The sequence below is a fragment of the Herbaspirillum sp. C7C8 genome (assembly GCF_022627875.1).
GTDB lineage: Bacteria > Pseudomonadota > Gammaproteobacteria > Burkholderiales > Burkholderiaceae_D > Herbaspirillum.
Window position 1 is genome coordinate 61,865 of record NZ_JABXGG010000016.1, and the last position, 20,325, is coordinate 82,189.

Annotated in this window: 19 protein-coding genes and 1 riboswitch; of the genes, 7 read left to right on the plus strand and 12 right to left on the minus strand. The window is 63.4% G+C overall.

Features of this window, described 5'->3' with window-relative positions; translation table 11 throughout:
* Nucleotides 1-27: 27 nt before the first annotated feature.
* The 3 genes from nadC to HWE01_RS17860 are packed head-to-tail and all read right to left on the minus strand — an operon-like array spanning nucleotide 28 to nucleotide 3,705.
* Nucleotides 28-933 (minus strand): carboxylating nicotinate-nucleotide diphosphorylase, encoded by a 906-nt coding sequence (gene nadC / locus HWE01_RS17850; RefSeq protein ID WP_241822467.1) that lies wholly within the window; start codon nucleotides 931-933, stop codon nucleotides 28-30.
* The gene (gene nadA / locus HWE01_RS17855; RefSeq protein WP_241822468.1) at nucleotides 930-2,069 is read right to left on the minus strand and encodes a quinolinate synthase NadA; all 1,140 of its coding nucleotides are present in this window, start codon (nucleotides 2,067-2,069) and stop codon (nucleotides 930-932) included. Before nadA ends, nadC begins: the two co-directional genes overlap by 4 nt.
* Nucleotides 2,070-2,106: 37 nt before the next feature.
* The gene (locus tag HWE01_RS17860; RefSeq protein WP_017451103.1) at nucleotides 2,107-3,705 is read right to left on the minus strand and encodes an ABC-F family ATPase; all 1,599 of its coding nucleotides are present in this window, start codon (nucleotides 3,703-3,705) and stop codon (nucleotides 2,107-2,109) included.
* Nucleotides 3,706-3,949: 244 nt separating this feature from the next.
* On the opposite strand from HWE01_RS17860, the gene HWE01_RS17865 reads away from it, so the two are divergent.
* The gene (locus tag HWE01_RS17865; RefSeq protein WP_008329119.1) at nucleotides 3,950-4,528 is read left to right on the plus strand and encodes a DUF1439 domain-containing protein; all 579 of its coding nucleotides are present in this window, start codon (nucleotides 3,950-3,952) and stop codon (nucleotides 4,526-4,528) included.
* Between the two features lie 48 nt (nucleotides 4,529-4,576).
* Here HWE01_RS17865 and ldcA read toward each other — a convergent pair whose 3' ends face one another.
* From ldcA to queE, 4 genes are all read right to left on the minus strand, one after another.
* A complete protein-coding gene (ldcA, locus tag HWE01_RS17870) occupies nucleotides 4,577-5,587 on the minus strand; it encodes a muramoyltetrapeptide carboxypeptidase (protein WP_241822469.1) in 1,011 nt (336 codons plus the stop codon).
* A complete protein-coding gene (gene tadA / locus HWE01_RS17875) occupies nucleotides 5,584-6,141 on the minus strand; it encodes a tRNA adenosine(34) deaminase TadA (RefSeq protein WP_175343578.1) in 558 nt (185 codons plus the stop codon). Before tadA ends, ldcA begins: the two co-directional genes overlap by 4 nt.
* Nucleotides 6,141-6,587, minus strand: coding sequence for a 6-carboxytetrahydropterin synthase QueD (queD, locus tag HWE01_RS17880; protein ID WP_008329122.1), 447 nt, complete (start codon nucleotides 6,585-6,587; stop codon nucleotides 6,141-6,143). Before queD ends, tadA begins: the two co-directional genes overlap by 1 nt.
* 106 nt (nucleotides 6,588-6,693) lie before the next feature.
* Nucleotides 6,694-7,329 carry a 7-carboxy-7-deazaguanine synthase gene (queE, locus tag HWE01_RS17885; RefSeq protein WP_241822470.1) on the minus strand — a complete coding sequence of 212 codons (636 nt, stop codon included), beginning with the start codon at nucleotides 7,327-7,329 and terminating at the stop codon, nucleotides 6,694-6,696.
* Between the two features lie 264 nt (nucleotides 7,330-7,593).
* Here queE and HWE01_RS17890 point away from each other — a divergent pair, with 264 nt between their 5' ends.
* The 4 genes from HWE01_RS17890 (at nucleotide 7,594) to HWE01_RS17905 (ending at nucleotide 11,605) form a co-directional block, all read left to right on the plus strand.
* Complete coding sequence (locus HWE01_RS17890; protein ID WP_008329124.1) at nucleotides 7,594-7,968, plus strand: cupin domain-containing protein; 375 nt, start codon at nucleotides 7,594-7,596, stop codon at nucleotides 7,966-7,968.
* Between the two features lie 28 nt (nucleotides 7,969-7,996).
* Entirely contained in the window at nucleotides 7,997-8,821 is an 825-nt protein-coding gene (locus HWE01_RS17895) for a tetratricopeptide repeat protein (protein ID WP_081486055.1), read from the plus strand.
* Nucleotides 8,822-8,887: 66 nt separating this feature from the next.
* Nucleotides 8,888-8,961: riboswitch (Fluoride riboswitch) on the plus strand.
* 89 nt (nucleotides 8,962-9,050) lie between these two features.
* Nucleotides 9,051-10,367, plus strand: a complete 1,317-nt coding sequence (locus HWE01_RS17900; RefSeq protein ID WP_241822471.1) for a voltage-gated chloride channel family protein — start codon at nucleotides 9,051-9,053, stop codon at nucleotides 10,365-10,367.
* 368 nt (nucleotides 10,368-10,735) lie between these two features.
* A complete protein-coding gene (locus HWE01_RS17905) occupies nucleotides 10,736-11,605 on the plus strand; it encodes a PCC domain-containing protein (protein ID WP_241822472.1) in 870 nt (289 codons plus the stop codon).
* Nucleotides 11,606-11,655: 50 nt separating this feature from the next.
* On the opposite strand, the gene HWE01_RS17910 is transcribed toward HWE01_RS17905, so the two are convergent.
* Genes HWE01_RS17910 through HWE01_RS17930 form a run of 5 tightly spaced genes read right to left on the minus strand, consistent with a single transcriptional unit; the run spans nucleotide 11,656 to nucleotide 16,877 of the window.
* Nucleotides 11,656-12,024, minus strand: coding sequence for a response regulator (locus tag HWE01_RS17910; protein ID WP_008329138.1), 369 nt, complete (start codon nucleotides 12,022-12,024; stop codon nucleotides 11,656-11,658).
* A 58-nt stretch (nucleotides 12,025-12,082) separates the two neighbouring features.
* Nucleotides 12,083-13,036 carry a chemotaxis protein CheX gene (locus HWE01_RS17915; protein WP_241822473.1) on the minus strand — a complete coding sequence of 318 codons (954 nt, stop codon included), beginning with the start codon at nucleotides 13,034-13,036 and terminating at the stop codon, nucleotides 12,083-12,085.
* A gap of 31 nt (nucleotides 13,037-13,067) precedes the next feature.
* Entirely contained in the window at nucleotides 13,068-13,676 is a 609-nt protein-coding gene (locus tag HWE01_RS17920; RefSeq protein WP_241822474.1) for a hypothetical protein, read from the minus strand.
* Complete coding sequence (locus HWE01_RS22885; protein ID WP_283817521.1) at nucleotides 13,673-14,398, minus strand: methyl-accepting chemotaxis protein; 726 nt, start codon at nucleotides 14,396-14,398, stop codon at nucleotides 13,673-13,675. Before HWE01_RS22885 ends, HWE01_RS17920 begins: the two co-directional genes overlap by 4 nt.
* Nucleotides 14,399-14,450: 52 nt before the next feature.
* Nucleotides 14,451-16,877: an ATP-binding protein gene (locus HWE01_RS17930; RefSeq protein WP_241822475.1), complete on the minus strand. Its 2,427-nt coding sequence runs from the start codon at nucleotides 16,875-16,877 to the stop codon at nucleotides 14,451-14,453.
* Between the two features lie 337 nt (nucleotides 16,878-17,214).
* On the opposite strand from HWE01_RS17930, the gene HWE01_RS17935 reads away from it, so the two are divergent.
* Nucleotides 17,215-19,524 (plus strand): VTT domain-containing protein, encoded by a 2,310-nt coding sequence (locus HWE01_RS17935; protein ID WP_241822476.1) that lies wholly within the window; start codon nucleotides 17,215-17,217, stop codon nucleotides 19,522-19,524.
* Nucleotides 19,524-20,321: an endonuclease/exonuclease/phosphatase family protein gene (locus HWE01_RS17940; protein ID WP_241822477.1), complete on the plus strand. Its 798-nt coding sequence runs from the start codon at nucleotides 19,524-19,526 to the stop codon at nucleotides 20,319-20,321. The genes HWE01_RS17935 and HWE01_RS17940 overlap by 1 nt, the downstream gene beginning before the upstream one ends.
* Nucleotides 20,322-20,325: the final 4 nt, after the last annotated feature.

Here is a 20,325-nt window from a genome sequence, read left to right on the forward strand (position 1 = left end):
CAGACTCGCAGCGCCAGGCGAGCGCAATCAGCCGATCACGCGCAGAGAGAAATCGGTCGCCTGGATATCCTTGGTCAGGCTGCCGATCGAGATCCTGTCTACGCCAGTCTCGGCAATGGCGCGTACGGTCTGCATGTTGATGCCGCCGGAGGCCTCCAGCAGCGCCCGGCCGGCATTGACGGTGACGGCCTCGCGCATCATCTCCAGCGAGAAGTTGTCCAGCAGGATGGACTCGGCCCCCGCCTGCAAGGCTTCGTCGAGCTCGGCAATGCTCTCCACCTCGACCTGGATGCTCACGCCGGCGTTGAGCTTCAGCGCGGCCGCTACGGCAGCGGTGATGCCACCGGCTGCGGCGATGTGGTTTTCCTTGATGAGGATGCCGTCATACAGCGCCAGGCGCTGATTTTCTCCACCGCCGACGCGGACCGCGTACTTCTGTGCCAGGCGCAGCCCGGGCAAGGTCTTGCGGGTATCGAGGATGGCCGCCCGGGTGCCCTGCACCACCTCCACGTAGCGCCGGGTTGCCGTGGCCACACCGGAAAGCAGTTGCAGGAAATTGAGCGCGCCACGTTCGGCCGTCAGCAAGGCGCGCGCCGGCCCTTCTATGCAGCACACTTCGCTGTCGGCGGCCATCAGCTCGCCTTCAGCATAGGCCCAACTCACCTGCAGACGCGGATCGAGCCGGGTCATGACGGCTTCGAACCAGGGTGCGCCGCATAGCACCGCGGCTTCGCGCACGATCACGCGGGCTTTCACGAATTCGTTTTCGGGCACCAGCAAGCCGGTGTAATCGCAATCACCCACATCTTCGGCGATGGCCTGGTTGACATTGGCATCGAAGGCCGCATGCAGCGCGGCGTCGAAAGGCCCGAAGGGATTGCGCAGGTTGCTGGCCGCAATCGTCGAGGCAGTCTTGAGGGCGTGGAGCGTCATGCGGGGCCGATTCCTGCAAACAGTTGCTGTTCGTCTTCAAGGCGCGCCGAGGGGCGGACCTTGGCCTTGCGCTGGGCGGCAAAATCCAGCATGCGGTCAATGCACACTACAGCCTGCTTGCCGATCGCCGGGTCGACGTGGATCTCATTGGCGCCAGTTTCCAGCACGTGCAGCAGGTTCTGCAAGCCATTCATGGCCATCCACGGGCAATGCGCGCAGCTCTTGCAGGTAGCGCTGTTGCCGGCGGTCGGGGCATCGATGAACCGTTTGCCAGGCGCCGCTGCGCGCATCTTGTGCAGGATGCCATTGTCGGTGGCGACGATGAAAGCGGGCGCATCGGAGGACTGCACGGCTGCAATCAGCTGCGACGTCGAACCGATCACATCCGCCTGCGCCACCACCGCCTCGGGCGACTCCGGGTGCACCAGCACCAGGGCATCCGGATGCTCGGCGCGCATCAGTTCCAGCTCCACGCCCTTGAATTCGTCATGCACCAGGCAGGAACCCTGCCACAGCAGCATGTCGGCGCCGGTCTGTTTCTGGATGTAGCTACCCAGGTGCTTGTCCGGTGCCCACAGGATCTTCTTGCCCTGCGCATGCAGGTGCTGGACGATTTCCAAGCCGATGCCGGAGGTCACCATCCAGTCGGCGCGCGCCTTCACGGCTGCGCTGGTGTTGGCGTAGACCACCACGGTGCGGTCCGGATGCTGGTCGCAGAAAGCGGCGAATTCGTCCGCCGGGCAACCCAGGTCCAGTGAACAAGTCGCGTCCAGGTCGGGCATGAGGATGCGCTTTTCAGGGCTCAGAATCTTGGCCGTCTCGCCCATGAAGCGCACGCCGGCCACCACCAGGGTCCGGGCGGCGTGGTCACGGCCGAAACGCGCCATTTCCAGCGAATCGGAGACGCAGCCGCCGGTTTCCTCGGCCAGGTCCTGCAGGTCACCATCGACGTAGTAGTGCGCCACCAGCACCGCCTGCTTCTCCTTGAGCAGCTGGCGGATACGCGCTTTCAATTGCGCGCGTTCCTCGGGGCTGGGCGTGGCCGGTACCTTGGCCCACGCATTGGCGGTACAACTGCCGCCGGTCTCCATTTGCGGTCGCTCGAACTCGACGACCTTGGTTGCTGTTGCTTGCATGGCGGTCAACAATACGGTGCTGATGCGGTTGGGGAAATTATTCGATACCCTGGCTGGCCAGGTAGTCTTCGTAGCTGCCCTGGAAGTCGATCACCTGCCCGTCCTTGACTTCAAGGATACGCGTGGCCAGCGAGGACACGAATTCACGGTCGTGCGAGACGAAGATGAGCGTGCCGGCGTACTTTTCCAGCGCGATGTTGAGCGACTCGATGGATTCCATATCCATGTGGTTGGTCGGTTCATCCATCAGCAGCACGTTGTGGCGGCCCAGCATCAGCTTGCCGTACATCATGCGGCCCTTCTCGCCACCGGAGAGCACCTTCACCGACTTCTTCACGTCGTCGCCCGAGAACAGCAGACGGCCCAGGATACCGCGCACGGCCTGGTCATCGTCGCCTTCCTGGGTCCACTTGCCCATCCAGTCGGTCAGGGTCTCGCCACCGGCGAATTCCTCGGTCGGATCCTGCGGCATGTAGCCGACATTGGCGTTTTCCGCCCACTTCACCTCACCCGAATCCGGATGCAGGCCGGTAACGTCGCCGCCGATGCTGCGCAGCAGGGTGGTTTTACCCGCGCCGTTGGCACCGATGATGGCGATCTTCTCGCCGGCTTCAACCATGATGCTGAAGTTCTTGAAGATGTCACGATCATAGGTCTTGGTGATGCTCTGGGTTTCCACGGCCAGGCGGTGCAGCTTCTTCTCGCCCTCGAAGCGCACGAACGGGTTCACGCGGGAAGACGGCTTGATGTCCTCCACCTTGATCTTGTCGATCTGCTTGGCGCGCGAGGTTGCCTGGCGGGCCTTGGACTTGTTGGCCGAGAAGCGGCGCACGAAGTCCTGCAGTTCGGCCACCTTTTCCTTGGCCTTGGCATTGGCGGCCAGTTGCTGGGCGCGCGCTTGCGAAGACGCCAGCATGTAGTCGTCGTAATTGCCCGGATAGATCTTCAGGGTGCCGTAATCCATGTCGGCCATGTGGGTGCAGACCTGGTTGAGGAAGTGGCGATCGTGGGAAATGATGATCATGGTGGAATTGCGCTCGTTGAGCACTTCTTCCAGCCAGCGGATGGTGTTGATGTCCAGGTTGTTGGTCGGTTCGTCCAGCAGCAGGATGTCCGGGTTGGAGAACAGGGCCTGCGCCAGCAACACGCGCAGCTTCCAGCCGGGCGCGACATTGCTCATCGGGCCATTGTGCTGTTCGATGGGCACGCCCACGCCCAGCAGCAGCTCGCCGGCACGCGCTTCGGCGGTGTAGCCGTCGTATTCGGCGAACTTGGCTTCCAGATCGGCGGCCTTCATGTAGTCGTCGTCGGTGGCATCCGGATTGGCGTAGATGGCATCGCGCTCCGACATGGCGGCCCACATCTCGACGTGGCCCATCATGACCACGTCCAGCACGCGCATTTCTTCATACGCAAACTGATCCTGGCGCAATTTGCCCAGGCGCTCGTTCACGTCCAGGCTGACGTTGCCGGCCGACGGCTCCAGGTCGCCGCCCAGAATCTTCATGAAGGTGGATTTGCCGCAGCCATTGGCGCCGATCAGGCCGTAGCGATTGCCATCGCCGAACTTGACGGAAATGTTCTCGAACAACGGCTTGGCGCCGAACTGCATGGTGATGTTTGCGGTGGATAGCACTGCGAAAACCTTTTCAAAAATGTAACTTGCGTGCGCCGACCAAAGCCAAAGGGGCGGCGCGCGAAACCGGGCATTTTACCACTGCAAGCCCGTGGCGGCTTACGTTGCGGGCCGGGGTAGCGGCCAAAACTTGCTGAAATGCCATGTTTCTGCGCTTGCCGACCGGCACCGGCTTACAATTGCCGGGGATTTTTTGCCCGTCACGGGCGCTCTGATCCACTTTGCCACTCTGGAAACAGCAAGCATGAAGCAAGCCCTCATTTCCGCAGCCGCCGTCCTGGCCTTGTCTACGCTGGTCTTTGCGCCGGTATCGGCGCACGCTGCCGATACCGGCTACAACATCTGGACCAGCGAATACACCGTCTCCAGGCAGCAGCTGCAAAGCGCCATTGCGCCGCAATTTCCGCGCAAGCTGCGCTACATGGACATCTTCGATGTCACCCTGAGCAACCCGCGCCTGGGCATGTTGCCGGCACAAAATCGCATGGAGACCGTGGTCGACGCCCAGATCGCCAATCCCCTGCTGCTGCAGCGCCCGGTCAACGCGGTGCTGACCCTGAGCAGCGCCTTCAAGTACGATCCGTCCACACGCACGCTGCGTCTGGACGGCCCGAAGGTGGACAAGGTCGACAGCACTGACTTGCCGCCGCAATATGCGCAGCAGTTGACAGCCCTGGGCAATGCCGCCGCCGACCAGTTCCTGCGCGACTATGCGCTCTACACCTTCAAGCCGGAACAGTTGCAGATGAACGGCAAGACCTTCGAGCCGGGCAAGATCACCGTCGAACAGGACGCGGTCAAGGTCGACATCAAGGAAAAGTGAGCTTTTCTTCCGTCGTGCCGAAGGCTGCCCGCGCGCCCGCCGGGCACCTCAACGGCGGGTCAGCGTCGGATAATCCGACAAGGTCAAGGTGAAGCCTTCTGCACCGCGGGCATCCAGTACCGCATGCGCGCCCAGCGGCAGCGTCACCAGGTCGCGCACATGACCGAACGGCAGGCCGGTCACGATGGGAGTGGCGATGCGCCCGCGCAGGTAGGCCAGCATTTCGCCGAAATCGTAGCCGTTGTCGATCTCGGCGAGCCGGTAGGCGGAGAAATCACCCAGCAGGATGGCCTTCTGCCGACCGAGCACGCCAGCCTGCTCCAGCTGCAGGATCATGCGCTCCACCCGGAAAGGATGTTCATTCACATCCTCAAGGAACAGAATTCCACCCTCGATGGACGGAAACTGCGGATGACCCACCATATGCGCCACCATTGCCAGATTGCCGCCCCACAGCTTGCCCGCGCACTGCACGACCGGGCTCAAGGGATCCGTACGGCGATCACCATTGGGCGCCCTGTCCGCCCCGTCCTGCCCGTCATAGTTGCGCACCACGACTTGCGCTGAGCTCAGGGTACGCCACAGCGTCGCCAGCGCGCTCCAGTTGGGCGACTCCGCACCGAAGTCCCCGCACAGCATCGGCCCCTGGAAACCGGCATGACCGGATTGCGCCAACAGGCAACACTGCAGGGCCGTGAAATCGCTATAGCCCACCAGCAGCTTACCGCTGGCCGCCAGCGCGCCAATATCCAGCGCCGGCAGGATACGGCTCATGCCATAGGAGCCGCGCAGGCCCAGGATGATGTCGATGTCCGGATCGGCCGCCGCCTCCATCAGTTGCGCAGCACGCCGTTCATCGCTGGCGCCAAAGCGCTGGTAACGCCGGGCGTGGTCGTAGAAGTTGCGTACCCGGCAGCCCAGCGACTCCAGCAAGGCCACGCCACGCTGTACGCCGGTCGGATCAAGCCCGGCATGACCGCAGGGGGCGACGACGGCCACCCCGGTGCCCGGTGGCACCAGTTCTTCCAGCAATTCGCGACCAGCAGAGGCAGTCTTCATGCGTGTTCACCTGATGTGGGGGCATCGCCTTGCGCGGCGGCTTCCTGCAGCCGTTGCTGCTTCACCTGTTCGCGTCGCATGGCGAAGAATTCTTTCAATAACTGCCCGCATTGCTCGGCCATCACGCCGCCCAGCAGCTCGGTATGATGGTTCAGCTTCTCCTGTTCGAACAGGTTCACCACCGAACCGCAGGCGCCGGTCTTGGGATCGGCCGCACCATAGACCACGCGGGCCAGGCGCGCGTGCATCATGGCGCCGGAACACATCACGCAGGGCTCCAGCGTCACGTAGAGTTCACAGCCAGGCAGACGATAATTGCCCAGCTTTTCGGCTGCGCGACGCAGCGCCATGATCTCGGCATGCGCGGTCGGATCGTGCTTGCCGATGGGCTGGTTGAAGCCGCTGGCGATGACCACCCCGTCCTTGACCACCACCGCGCCCACCGGCACCTCGCCCAGCGCCCAGGCATGGTTGGCCTGGTCGAGCGCAGCGCGCATGTGGCGCAGGTCGGCCTCCGTGATGACCGCTGGCAAGGGGCTGCTGGCGCCGTCCATCAATCCGCCGTGATCTCGGCCCAGCAATTGGGCGTTTCGTGCAGCACCAGTTTTTGCAGATGCAGGCCGGTGCCGTAGCGGTCCTTGTAGGCCGCCTTGAGGATGGCGAAGGCTTCGCGGGCCAGGTTTTCCACCGTCGGGATGCTGCCGATGATGACCGTCTTGTGGCCCGGCAGGCTGGCCAGGAAGTCGCGCACCGGCGCATCCTTTTCATGGACCAGGAAGGCATGGTCCCAGACGTCGACCAGATGCTCCTTGGCCAGAGCCTTGATGTCGGAAAAATCCATGATCATGCCATTGTCGGAATTGCCCTCGATGTCGATGACCGCGCCGGTCAGGGTGATTTCCAGCGTATAGCGGTGGCCATGCAGGTTGCGGCACTGGCTCTTGTGGTCCGGAATGCGGTGGCCGGCGTCGAATTCGAGTTTGCGGGTAATGGTCAGCATGAATGTTTCTTCGAGGATGCCGGCCGCACAAGCCGTGCAGCGGGCGGGGTAAAGCCATTGTAATCATGCGGCGCGCAGCCGCATGAAGAAAAAAGCAAAAAATCGCTCAGGGAATGTTGAGCAGCTTGTGGGTCTGGATGCTCAGCTTCCACTTCGGGTTGTTCTTGACCATCTCGATGGCCAGGCGGGTATTGGCCGCCGCCTGCGGGCCATCCATGGGTTGCAGCAGGAAATGCCGGAAGTCCAGTTGTTCATACTCGTCCAGCGGCTGTCCGGCTTGCGGCACCACCACCTTCAGTTCGCTGCCCTGCCTGACCTTCAATTCCGCGCCCATCTTCGGACTGACGCAGATCCAGTCCACCCCCGGTGGTACCTCGATGGTGCCATTGGTCTCGATGGCGATCTCGAAGCCGACCGCGTGCATGGCCTCGATCAGGACCGCATCCAGTTGCAGCAGCGGCTCGCCCCCGGTGAAGACGACGTATTTGCTGGCGGCATGGCGGGCCGGCCAGAAGCTGTTGATCCGGTCGGCCAGTTCGCTGGCCGACTTGAACTTGCCGCCATTCTCGCCATCGGTGCCGACGAAATCGGTGTCGCAGAACTGGCAGATGGCGCGGGCGCGATCTTCCTCGCGACCGGTCCACAGGTTGCAGCCGGAAAAACGGCAGAACACCGCCGGACGACCGGCATGCGCCCCCTCGCCTTGCAAGGTATAGAAGATTTCTTTGATACTGTAAGTCACGATAGGAAAGACGAAAGGCAGGCGCGGGGCCGCACGGGGATGAATGTACACGACACGGCCAGGGCATCATCAAATAGGACCGTCCTGCATCGGCAGGCGTGACCAAGTGACTGGTACTGATATAGCAGCCCATTTTCCGCGTCAGGGGCGTCATTATAGCGGTTCCCCGGACCGATTCAGCGCCTTGATCCTCATCGGCCAGGCGTCTGCTGCTGTTACACTGCTGAGCTCATCGTCGACCCTTTACCGCCACGCCTGCCGATCATGTCCGCCACACCCGCCATCACCCAGTTTCGCCTTGCCGCGCCCACGCCCGAATACGACCATCCCCGCGAAGACCGCCGACTGGAGGGCAATCCCCTGCGCACCACGTGGAATTACTTCACCAGCGCCAGCGGCCAGATGAACGCCGGCGTCTGGGCCTGCGAAAAAGGCAGCTGGCGTATCGCCTTCGCCCCCGACAAGGATGAATATTTCTGCGTGCTGGAGGGCCGCTGCCGCGTCATCGATGAGCAAGGCAAGGTTGCCGAGGCGGGCCCGGGGGATGCCATGGTGATCCCGGCCGGCTTCAAGGGTGTCTTTGAGGTGGTCGAGCCGGTCCGCAAGCATTACGTCATCGTCGAACGCGCCGCTGGCTGACGCCTTCCGGCCACTGCCCAGCGCTCCCATGCCAGCCCCGTCGCCCAGTCCGGACCAGCTATTGGCTGGCGCCCTGCAGCACTACAATGCCGGGCATTTCGCGCAAGCCGAGCAGGCCAGCCATGCCGTGCTGGCGCTGGCCCCCCAACATCCTGCGGCGCATCAGTTGCTGGCCATGCTGGCGCTGAACCGTCAAGCGCTGGCACAGGCGCGCCAACATATCCTGCTGAGCCTGGCGCCGCGCCCGCAGCATGTACCCTCGTTGCTCATCGCCGGGAGAATTGCGCTGGCCAACGCCGATCCGGAAGGCGCCGTAGCTTGTTTCGAGGCGGCGGCGCACCATCAGCCCGATCTGAGCCAGGCCCATTTCCATCTCGGCACCAGCCTGTCGGCCCTGGGCCGTCATGCGCAAGCGGCCACGGCCCTGCGCCAGGCCGTGGCGCTGGCACCGCAGGCGATGGAAGCCGTCCTCAACCTGGGCAGTGCGCTGCGCGAACTGGGAGACCTGGCCGCCGCGCGCACCGCCTTCACCCAAGCGTGCCGCCTGCGCGCGGACCTGGCCGAACCCTGGTTCAACCTGGGACTGACCCTGCAGGATCTGCAGGAGACGGCCGCCGCCGTCGAGGCCTTCGCCCGGGCGCTGCAATTGCGCCCCGACTATGCCGATGCCGCCCTCAACCTGGGCGTGGCCCTGCAGGAAGTCCATCGCATGGACGAGGCCCTGCAAGCCTTCCGCACGGCGCTCAGGCTGCAACCACAATGGTTCGGACGCATCGCCCACGCCCTCACGGCCGGCACCAGCGGCCGCCTCTGGCTGCACATGCGTGACCTGGAAGCGGCCTTGCGGGCATGATTACCGCCACACCCTGTCGGTGACAAGCAACGCACCGTTGCCGATGAGCTGCAAAATTGCTACTATCGCCGACAAGGAGATGGCATTCCTCCTCCAACCGCCACCAACTTCATGTTGGGGCTGATGATGCCTACAGTGACCTGGCAATCCGGGGCTGTAGGCGTTCGCCTTTCTGCTTCGCGCGCTCCACGCTCCGTGTGCCAGGATGTTCATTCAGCACTCTGGTTACATGAAAAATCAAAATATCCCCGAACAGCTGCACCTGCTGCCTTACATTCTCAAATGGTGTCTGATTGCCTGCCTGATCGCGGTACTGGCCGGATCGGCCTCGGCCTTCTTCCTCTTCGCGCTGGACTATGCCACCCAATGGCGGGAAGCCCATCCATGGATCATCTGGCTGCTGCCGCTGGGCGGCTTTGCCGTGGGCTGGCTGTATCTGCATACCGGCAAGCCGGTGGAAGCTGGCAACAACCTGCTCATCGATGAGATCCACGATCCGCGCAAGGTGATCCCGCTGCGGATGGCGCCGCTGGTGCTGTTTGGCACCGTGATGTCGCATCTTTTCGGCGCCTCGGTGGGCCGCGAGGGGACGGCCGTACAGATGGGGGGGGCGCTGGCCGACCAGCTCACGCACCTGCTGCGCCTGCGCACCCAGGACCGGCGCATTCTCTTGATGGCCGGCATCAGCGCCGGCTTTGCCTCGGTGTTTGGCACCCCCATGGCAGGCGCGCTCTTCGGGCTGGAAGTGCTGGCCATCGGCCGCATGCGCTATGACGCCATCCTGCCCTGCTTCGTCGCTGCCATCGCGGCCGACCAGGTCGGCCTGGCCTGGGGGGTGCATCATACGCACTACCTCATGAGCGGCAGTGCGCCTGTCGCGCTCTGGAGCGTGGCAGCGGTGATCGCGGCGGGCGTGGTCTTCGGGCTGGCGGGGATGGTGTTTGCCAACAGCACACACCGCCTGTCGGCCTTCATGAAGCGTCATGTCAGCTATGCGCCGCTGCGGCCTTTCATCGGCGGCGCGGTGGTCGCGGTGGCGGTCTGGGCGATCGGCACACATCGTTATATTGGTCTGGGTATCCCGGTGATCGTGGAAGCCTTCCAGCATCCGCTGGCCCCTTGGGACTTTCTGGGCAAGCTGGTCTTTACAGTGACCTCGCTGGGCAGCGGCTTCAAGGGTGGCGAAGTCACACCACTCTTCTACATCGGCGCGACCTTGGGCAATGCCATGGCGCCGCTGCTGCATCTGCCGTTCTCGATGCTGGCGGGAATCGGTTTCGTCGCGATCTTTGCGGGTGCGGCCAACACGCCGATTGCCTCCACCATCATGGCCATCGAACTGTTCGGTCCGGAGATTGGACCGTTTGCGGCGCTAGCTTGCGTGGTGGCTTACCTGTTTTCAGGGCATACCGGGATCTATCATGCCCAGCGGGTGGGACAAGGCAAGTATCTGCGGCTGCCGGAGGGCTTGAAGATCGGGGAGATCGGGGCTTATCGGGCGCGCCGCCGGGCGGAGAGCGCGCAGGAGAGCGTTGCCGAGCAGTGAGCTTGGACCAGGACCGACATCCGGTCTTGTGAGAGAGGATGTCGGCGCCAGAACTGTACAGTAAAGTGTACTGGGACTGTAATGGCCCCGGCCATGATCCGTACTGCTGATCGAAGCTGATGTGTACGGACGGTGTCAGGGTAAATGCCGATTTCCCGTGCGTTCCCTTGCAGAAGTGCAACTGTTCCAGGCTGGAAATCTCCTCAAACAATCGTCCGCATTATTTGATCAAGACTTTTCCGTCATGCCGGAAGATTAAAAACATTCACCCGCATGCTTGCATCGAACGCGCGATAATCCTTGCTCCCGATATGCCCAGACGGCCCGCCAAAGCCGCACCGCCCGCAGCCAGCTGACCAGGAGACCCCATGCCAGTCGTCGCACCATCCTTCGCCCGCACCGTCCGCCATCCCGGCACGCCCGACCCGCAGCGCATCGTCGCGCTGGCGGGTCCGGCGATGCAGCTTGATTTCACCCTCGAAGCCGGCCTCAACCTGCGGGACGCCATCTGCATTCCCCTGGCGCGCGCAGGCCTGGAGGGCGGCACCGTGCGCTTTGCCAACCTGCCGATTGCCGCCCTGCACTTCCTCATGCCCGCGCTGGCGGTGGATGACCAGCATGCCGCCTTCTACAGTGCGCCGCATGCCATGGAGGAAGGCACGCTCATCGAATATGCCTGCGCCACCGTGGGCCGCAAGGACGGCGAACCCTTCGTGCATTGTCACGCCGTCTGGCGCGGCCGCAACGGCCAGCGCCAGGGCGGGCATCTGATGATGGAAAAGACCATGGTCGCGACCAGTACACCGGCGCAAGCCTGGGGACTGCACGACGCCACCATGGCGACCCGTTACGACCCTGAAACCAATTTCACCCTGTTCTACCCCACCCGCCTCAGCGACCGGCCCACTGCGAGCAGCGGCAAACGCGTCGTGCTGGCGCGCATCCGCCCGGACCAGGACCTGACCATCGCCGTCGAAGGCGCCTGTGCAGCACATGGCATCGACCATGCCATCGTGCGCGGCAGCGTGGGCAGCATCATCGGCGCCGAATTCGCGGATGGACGGGTATTGGAGGACCGCGCCACCGAAATCCTGATTCGCTCGGGCGAAGTTCGCGAGGGCCGCGGGCAGCTGGACATCGGGCTCATCAATCCGCAAGGCGAGGTCTGCGAGGGTGTGCTCGCACGCGGTCGCAATCCGGTCCTGATCTGCTTCGAATTGGTGCTGGAAGAAAAATGAAGCCGGCCCCTTGCGGCAGGGAGCCGGCTTGATCGCCCGTCAGGCAGGGCTTAGACGCCCACCAGCTTCTTGAAGGTCGGCAATACTGCCTCCCCCTTGAAGGGCTTGACGATCCAGCCCTTGATGCCGGCCGCCTTGCCGCGCTCCTTCATGATGGGCGAATTCTCGGTGGTCAGCATGATGATGTTCACGCTGGCATTGCCCAGTTCGCTGCGGATCTTCTCGGCCATGGTCAGCCCATCCATATTGGGCATGTTCACGTCGGAGACTACCAGCTTGATGGCCGGGTCGCCCTTGAGCTTGGCCAGGCCATCGCGGCCGTCCACGGCCAGGGCGACGTCCAGGCCATTCTTCTTGAGGAAGTCACCGACTTCGGCGCGCACGGTGCTCGAATCGTCCACTACCAGGATTTGTGCCATCTTGAATGCTCTCTTTGCTTTGGGGGGGGAAGGTAAATCAGTGCCGGGCAGCCCGGTTTCAGAACAGTTCCAGTTCGCCGGATTCGAACAGTTCCTCGACAGAGGTCTGGTTCTCGGTGAAATCCTCCGGCGACCAAGACAGGTTGAAGATGAAGCGCTGCAACAGCACCAGCGGTGCATCGTCATCACGGCGCAGCAGATACTTGAAGCACAGCTGCGCATCCTCGGAACCGAAGGAAATGTAGCGATGCTGATGATTGATGATGATCGGCACCTGGCTCAACTGATGGATGGGCGGGGCCTGGTTGATGAAGCGGTTCTTGAACCAGCCCCAGATCAGATTGGTCAGTTCGCCCAGCGCATTGTTGAGATGGCGGAAATCACCCGACTCCTCCGGAGCCAGTGCCTGCAACGTCTTCTGTTCAGCCTGCAGCATCATGTAGCCACGGCACCAGCTGCTCTCCAGCGGGATGAGCGTGAACACCTCGCCGAAGATGATGCGGTCGCGTACCAGGTAAGGCTGTTCGATCTCCACCTGCTTGCCGGGGAACTGGCTCTCCAGCACCATGCGACTGATCTCGGCAATGCCCCGCACCAGCGCATTGGGATAGCGTTGGCTGAAGATGGACGAGGCCACCGCCGGTGCCAGCGCATCGATATCCTCGATGCGGTAGACGGCACTGAAGAGTTCGCTGTCGCGTTCGGACAATTCACTATCCACGCTCTCGCGGCGACGGCGCAGGAAGATCGGCAGTTCCGGACGTACCTCGCGAATGCGACGGGCCAGGCCCGACACCGTGCCGCCCAGTCCGGCCAGACTTTCCGAGAGCATGATGCCGCCCAGATCGACGTTGCTGCGCAGGACCGCCATCACGTGTTCCTCATGGGCCTTCAGGCCCACCAGATTGTGGCGATCACAAAAGGATTTGATGGTGTCGTAGCAATCGGCGTCACGATCGAGCACCAGAATCTTGCTGGTGACGGCGTCGTCAAGGCTGGCAGTGGTTTCCATGGTGATGAGATTCCCCCGAATCGTTGATGGGTCAGAACAGTTCCAGTTCGCCCGTGGCATCGCCCGCTTCGCCCGCTGCCACGGCAAAGTCCAGCCGGTCGTAGGCGCAGACCGCCAGCGAGACATGCAGGCGCGGCACCTCCGGCAGGTCGATGGCGAAATGCCGTACGTGCGCACAGTTCAGTTTTTGCAGATAAGCCACACACCGGGTATCAATCACATTGGGCGTGGACATGCCCAGGTGCGGAAAATAACGCCCCAGCTCGCGGTTGAAGATGCCGCAGCAAAGATTGCCGCATTCGGCGATGGCATCCAGCAGGGCCTGATAGTCCATCTCGCCGGCGGCGGCTCGCGTGAGCCGCGCAAAATGCGCACGGGTGCCGGCGTCGGGCCTGAAGTGGAACATCACCATCAGGCGGAACAGGTAAGACGAGATGGTCAGCACCACCATCTTCTGATCGGTGAGATCGGCCGCATCCTCGCTCACCGAGATCTCCGCGCTGGTGTCCGCAGGTATCAGGCTGCTGCGCAGCGCCTGCAGCAGCAGGCTATCGAAGCCGTCGCGGGCGCTGGCACTGATGCGTTCGTCGCCCACCACCTCGGCCACCGCCTGCAATTCGTCCATGTCGTTGGCGCTCATGCGGCTTCAGCCAGGGCCTGGCGGGTCTTCTTGTTGATCAGGTCCAGGCCGATGACGGCGCCCATGATCATCTTGCCGCCAGCCTGCAGGTCCTGGAAGGTGGTGGTGGTGATCAGGTCGTTCTGGTACAGGTTGGCGCGATAGCTCTTGGAAAGTTTCTCGGCACGCTGCGCCAGATCACGCACTTCCTGTGCCACCACGGCAAAGCCACGACCATGCACCCCGGCGCGCGCAGCCTCGATGGAGGCATTGAGGGCCACGATGATGACCTGGTTCACGATCAGGGCGAACTCGTCGTTCTTGCGGTGCATCTCGCGATTGTGAGCGATCAGTTCGTTCATGTCGTCGTGCCAGCGCTCGAAGGTGCGCACCAGGCCCAGCAGCTTGCTGATGGTGTCTTGCGACTCGTCGCAGCTCTGGCGCACGCGTGAGACATGGTCGGACTGCGCGCTGGACAGGCGGGCCAGCATGGCCTCGCTCTCGCGGCGCATCGCGGCCATGTGCTCCTGGGCCGCCAGGCGATCCTGCTCCAGCTGCTGCTGAAGTTCGGCCCATTGCTGCTGTTGCTCGGCCAGGGTGGCCTGGGCCTGGTCGCGCACCCGTTCGAGCTGGCCGGCATCGATGAGCTGGCGCGCACGGCGTTTCTGGCGCAACCACAGCCCGGCCAGCGGCAGACCGGCCAGCACGCCGCCCAGCGCCACCAGGAGAAGAGAATGAAACATGGATCGGTTTTCCTGCTGTCTTGATGATGGTCCGTGATCGCAGCCCGGAAGCTCAGGCCACCTGCTCGTCGCCGCCCTGCGGCAGCACGACCGGTGCGGCCACGTCCTGCCCCGCCATGGGGTAAGGGACATCGATGCCGTCGACTTCCACCGCCACGTTCTCGGGCAGCATGACGATGATCTGGAAGGTGCGGAAGGCTGCGCCTTCCTCGGTATCCATGAAACGGATCTCGATCCTGCCGTGTTCGCGGGTCACGAAGTCCAACACCGCATCCATGCCCACGCCGCGTCCCGAGACCTCGGTCACTTCGCTGCGGGTGGAGAAGCCCGGTTGCAGGATCAGCCGTGCAATCTCGGCATCGGTGAGCACCTGGTCCACCGTGATGAGCTGCTTCTCGATGCCGATCTGCCGCACCTTGTGCAGCGCCAGTCCGCGGCCATCGTCGGACAGGGCCATCTGGAACATGTCGTCCATCACGCCCATCTCCAGCTTGATGGTGCCGGCCTCCGGCTTGCCCTTGGCCAGGCGTTCTTCACCGGTCTCCAGGCCATGATCGACCGCATTGCGGATCAGGTGCATGAAGACGTTCTGCAGCAGCGGCGAGGCGAAGCTGTGGACCACGTAGCCGTTGTCATCGATCAGCACGACCGGAGCCGCCTTGCCGAGATCCTCCGCCAGGGCCGGCAGCGAATCGATGACCGGAGCCAGGACTTCCTCGATGGTCTCGGTACCGAGCAGGCGCAGGGTGCGGCGCACATCGTTGCGCACGGCCACCAGTTCATGCAGGTTGGCGGTATTGACGTTTTCCAGACGCAGCAGGCTGTCCTGGATATGCTTGCGGTCGATGGTCAGGACATGGCGCGCATAACCCGGCAGCACCGCTTCCACACCCGCAGCCGCACCACGACCCAGGGTCACGTCGTTGATACGGGCGTAACGGTCGATGATCTCGCGCACCTGCGCCAGTTGCAGCAGCAGCGCTTCCTGACTCCAGACAGCGCCGCTGTCGGCGTGGCGCAGGTCGTCGTAGTGTTGCTCGGTCTGGTGAACGACGTTGGCCAGGTGCAGCAGGCCATAGGTACGACCGTTGCCCTTGATGGTGTGCATGTTGCGGAACAGTTTGGCGATGGCAAAGGCGGTGGCTTCCGGGTTCTGGTGGACGATCTGCTCGTTCTCGTCCAGGAAGCGGCGCGCGCTGCCGATGAAGTCGGCAAACTTGGCCGGCGCGACGGCGAGGATTTCGCCGATCATTTCCAGTTCGCGCTTCTGCTCGTTGGCTTCGGCAGCCAGCTGGCGCAGCTCGGTCACGTCGCGTACGCACAGCATCAGGCGAATCACCCTGTCCTCTTCATCGGTGATGGGCGACCAGGACAGATCGAGGATCTTCACGCTGCCATCGGCCATGGTCTTTTCGATTTCGCCGACCATGAGGTGTTCGTTGAAGGTGAAATTCATCAGGTCTTCACCGATGCAGGCACCACCGATGACTTCGATCTGCGAGAGGGTGTCGGCGCCCAGGTTGGTGTTGGAGAAGACCAGCTCCATCACGTCGCGACCTGCGATGTCGGTGGTCTCGAAGACGGTTTCGAGGAAGGCGGAATACTCCGGATGCACCTTGTTGCCGTCCACGATGGTCAGAATGCCCTGCGGGATGTTCTGCAGCATGGCCTGCATGTCGGCAGTCTTCTGGCGCACCTGGGCCGAGGCTAGTTCGATCTTCTCGACCATGCCGTTGAAGGCAACGATGGAGTGCCCCACTTCATCCATGCGCTGTACCGGCAGGCGACGGGTAAAGTCCTGGCTGGTGGCGATCTCGCCCATCATGGCCGCCATGCGGCTGATCGGCCCGGTGATCTGGCGATACAGCAGGAAGCCCAGGCCACCCAGCAGCAACACCGCCACCACGGTGACGATGCTGATGGTGGTAGTGGTCTGCGCCAGCTTGTCGTTCAACGAGGCGATCGCATTGTCCTTGAAACGGTTCTTCTCGATGCGCAGGGTGTTGACGATGCCTTCGAGCTCGGTCTGGTACTGCATCACGCCGCCGAAGAACTGCGCCTGGGCGATCTCGTTCTTGCCGGCCAGCTTGAACTTGGCGGTGGTATCGATGGCGCCGAAGTAATTGTCCAGGCTCTCCCTGGCCTGCTCGATCAAGCCGTGCTGGGCCACACCCTGAGCCTGTCGGGTCTGGGCCGCCAGGGCCTTCTCCAGCACCGCCTTCTTCTCGGCCAGCTTGTCGTTTTCCTGGGCCACCAGCTGCTTGTCGGTCTCGTTGACCATCACCATCGCGGCCAGCTGCACATCCTTCAACTGCCCCATCAGGTCGGCCGACGCCAGCACGCTGGGCATGACGCCTTCCGTGACCGAGCGTACCTCGAGGGCGCTGCTGCGGGACTGCATCATGGCATAGCCGCCAATACCGGCGATAGCAACGAAGGTAAGTATCACCAAAAGCGTGATACGCATGCGGATGGTCATGGAATTCCCCTTGAGGTGGCGGTGAACCGGCGAAGTTTGATCATTTGCTTCAGTTTCTTCCCTGGAAACTGAACGAATGAACAGCCGGTCTGGATGCGGGGCGCATTGTTGCACTCAAGTATTACTACTGCGTGACAACAAAAATTCACATCTTCGTCACTATCGGGAAACTCGCATTTGATCACCGACGGGCGCGGCGCGACAGCATCTTCCTACATCAGCTTGGGGGGCTGTCCGATGGGCGGCGATGCAGGAAGATTCTAAGGTGAAGCTTTTTGCGGCACCGTGCGCGTCGTCGTGCCGCCCTCACGCTTTCCCTATGGAGGAGCAGCACACCATGAGCGACAAGATCCCTACTGCCCAGGACCGCTCGCCGGCCGGGCTGCTGCAACCCGGCCGCAATTGCTGGCGGCTGGCGCACGCGGACCGGTTCAAGCTGCTCATCGATGCGGCCGATTATTTCCGTACCTTGCGCCTGGCCTTGCTCAATGCACGGCACAGCGTCTACATCCTGGGCTGGGACATCGACAGCCGCACCGTGCTGGTCCCCGGTGTCACCGATGACGGCTTTCCGCCGCAGCTGGGCGACCTGCTGCACGCACTGGTGGAGCGCCAGCCGGATCTGCACATCCATGTGCTGAACTGGGACTACGCCATGCTCTACGCGCTCGAACGCGAATGGATGATGGCCCGCAAGCCCGGCCGCCCGCGCAACAAGCGCCTGCACTTCCGCACTGACGCGCGGCATCCGGTGGGAGCGTCGCATCACCAGAAGATCGTGGTGATCGACGACAGGCTGGCCTTCGTGGGCGGGCTGGACCTGACGCGCTGCCGCTGGGATACCCCCGATCACTTGCCCGAGAACCCGCTGCGGCGCGATCCCGATGACAAGCCCTACGCTCCCTTCCATGATGTCCAGGCCATGGCCGATGGCGATGTCGCCCGCGCCCTGGGTGAACTGGCGCGCCGACGCTGGGCCCTGGCCGGCTATGCCGAGCGGCGCACGTCCTGGTCAACGGTGCCGGCCCTGCCTGCCGACGATCCATGGCCACACGGTGTCGAGCCCGATCTGTGCGACCTGCAGATCGGCATCTCCCGTACCGAACCGGCCTATGAGGACCGCCCGGGCGTCTTCGAAATCCGTGAGCTGTATCTGGATGCCATCGCGGGAGCACGGCATCACCTCTTCTTCGAAAACCAGTATTTCACCTCGAACGTACTGTCCGAAGCCATCGGCGCACGCCTGCGCGAACCCCAAGGCCCGGAAGTGGCCGTGATCTCGCCCCAGACCCAGAGCGGCTGGCTGGAGCAGGCCACCATGGGCGCGCTGCGGGCGCGCATCCACCACCGCCTCAAGACGGCACTGGAAAACCAGGGCGAGCATGCCGCCGCCCGCTACCAGATGTATTGCCCGCACTTGCCCGGACTGGAGGATGGCTGCTGCCTCAATGTGCACAGCAAGGTCTTTGCCATGGATGACCGCCTGTTCTCGGTGGGTTCGGCCAACATGAGCAATCGCTCCATGGCCTTCGATACCGAATGCAGCCTCACTATCGAGGTACAGGGCGATGCCGCCAAAGAGGAGCAGATCCGCACCGCCATCGCCCTCATGCGCAATCGTCTGCTGGCCGAACATCTGGGCTGCTCAGTGCAGGACGTGCGGGCCGCCATGCAGCAGGAGCACGGCCTGCACGCCGCGATTGCAAGGTTGCGCCAGGCTGGCCGGCGTGAGCTGCGGCCGATGGATCCGCGCCTGATTCCCGAACTGGACGCCTTGACCCAGGACAACGCCGTCTTCGATCCCGAGCGCCCTGTCAGCCCCGATGAGATCGTCGATGCCTATGTGCCGCGCAGTGCCAGGAAGCCGGTGCCGCGCCGGATGATCGGCCTGGGCGTGCTGGCGGTGGCGCTGGTGATCTTTGCGCTGGCCTGGCGCTTCACCCCGCTGCGCGAATGGATCAATCTGAGCGCACTCATTGCGCTGGCGCGCAGCGTCGACCAGATGCCCTTCACGCCGGCCATCGTGATTGCCGCTTTCGTGGTGGCAGGCATGCTGATGGTGCCGATTACCGTCCTGATCGCCGTGGCGGGGGTGGTGTTCGGCCCCGTCAATGGCGGCCTTTATGCCACCGCGGGTGTGGGCCTGAGCGCCCTGCTGGGCTTCGGACTCGGCCACTGGCTGGGCCACGATGCCCTGCGTGACATGCTGGGGCCGCGCATCAACAAGCTCAGCCGCCGCTTTGCCCAGCGCGGCATCGCCGCCATGGCCGTGGTGCGACTGCTGCCGATTGCCCCCTTCACCGTGGTCAACGTGGTGGCGGGAGCATCTCATCTGGGCTTGCGAGATTACCTGCTGGGCACCTTGATCGGAATGGCGCCGGGCATCGTCCTGACGGTGGTCTTTTCGCACAATCTGGCTGAAGCGATCCGTCATCCCAGTGTGCAGACAGTGCTGATCCTGGTCGGCGTGACAGCCGCCTTGATGCTCATGGCCTTTGGCCTGCAGAAGCTGCTCAAGCCGCGCGCGGCAAGACCGTCGAACACCTCCGCAAGGGCGGCGCGCCGCAGTGCGCCGCCGCCGTCGACGAGCGATGACGGCATCGCCCGCGTCAATGCCGAGCATGGCGTGGAGGCAAGGCAGGCCTGATGACGACCGGTACCCTGTCCCATCGTGAGCCGGACCACTCTGCGCCGTCTGCGCCCCACGCCGATACCGAGCTTGTCCTCACGGCGGATGTACCGCTGCGCGAGCGCGATCCCTGGCCGCTGACCGTGGCGACCTACAACATCCACGGTGCCGTCGGTACCGATGGCGTCTTCGCGCCGCAACGCATCGCCGGGGTGCTCAAGGAAATCCGGGCCGATGTGGTGGCCCTGCAGGAGGTACCGCTGGGAGGCCGCTCGCAGCCGGATGTGCTGGCGCTGCTGCGCGAAGAGACCGGTTTCCATGCGGTCGAGGGCCCCACCCTGCAAAGCGCCGAGCGCCGTTACGGCAATGCCGTCCTGAGCCGCTACCCCATCCTGGCCAAGGAGAGCATCGACCTTTCCTTCGGCAGTCGCGAACCACGCGGGGCGCTGGATGCCGATATCGACTGCCACGGTCACATGCTGCGGGTGATCGCCACCCATCTGGGCTTGAAGCCTGCCGAGCGGCGCGCCCAGATCAAACGACTGCTGCAGGCCTTCGATACCGACCAGGCACCGGTGATCCTGATGGGCGATGTCAATGAATGGTTCATGTGGGGGCGCGCGCTGCGCTGGCTGGTGTCGCACTTCGAAGCCGCTCCGGCACCGGCCACCTTCCCCTCGCGCTGGCCGCTGTTGGCGCTGGACCGCATCTGGATCAGTCCGCGCCAGCGCCTGCTGCAGGTGCAGGTGCATCGCACCGCACTGGCACGGGTGGCGTCCGATCATCTGCCGCTGGTGGCGCACATCGACGGTTGATTCA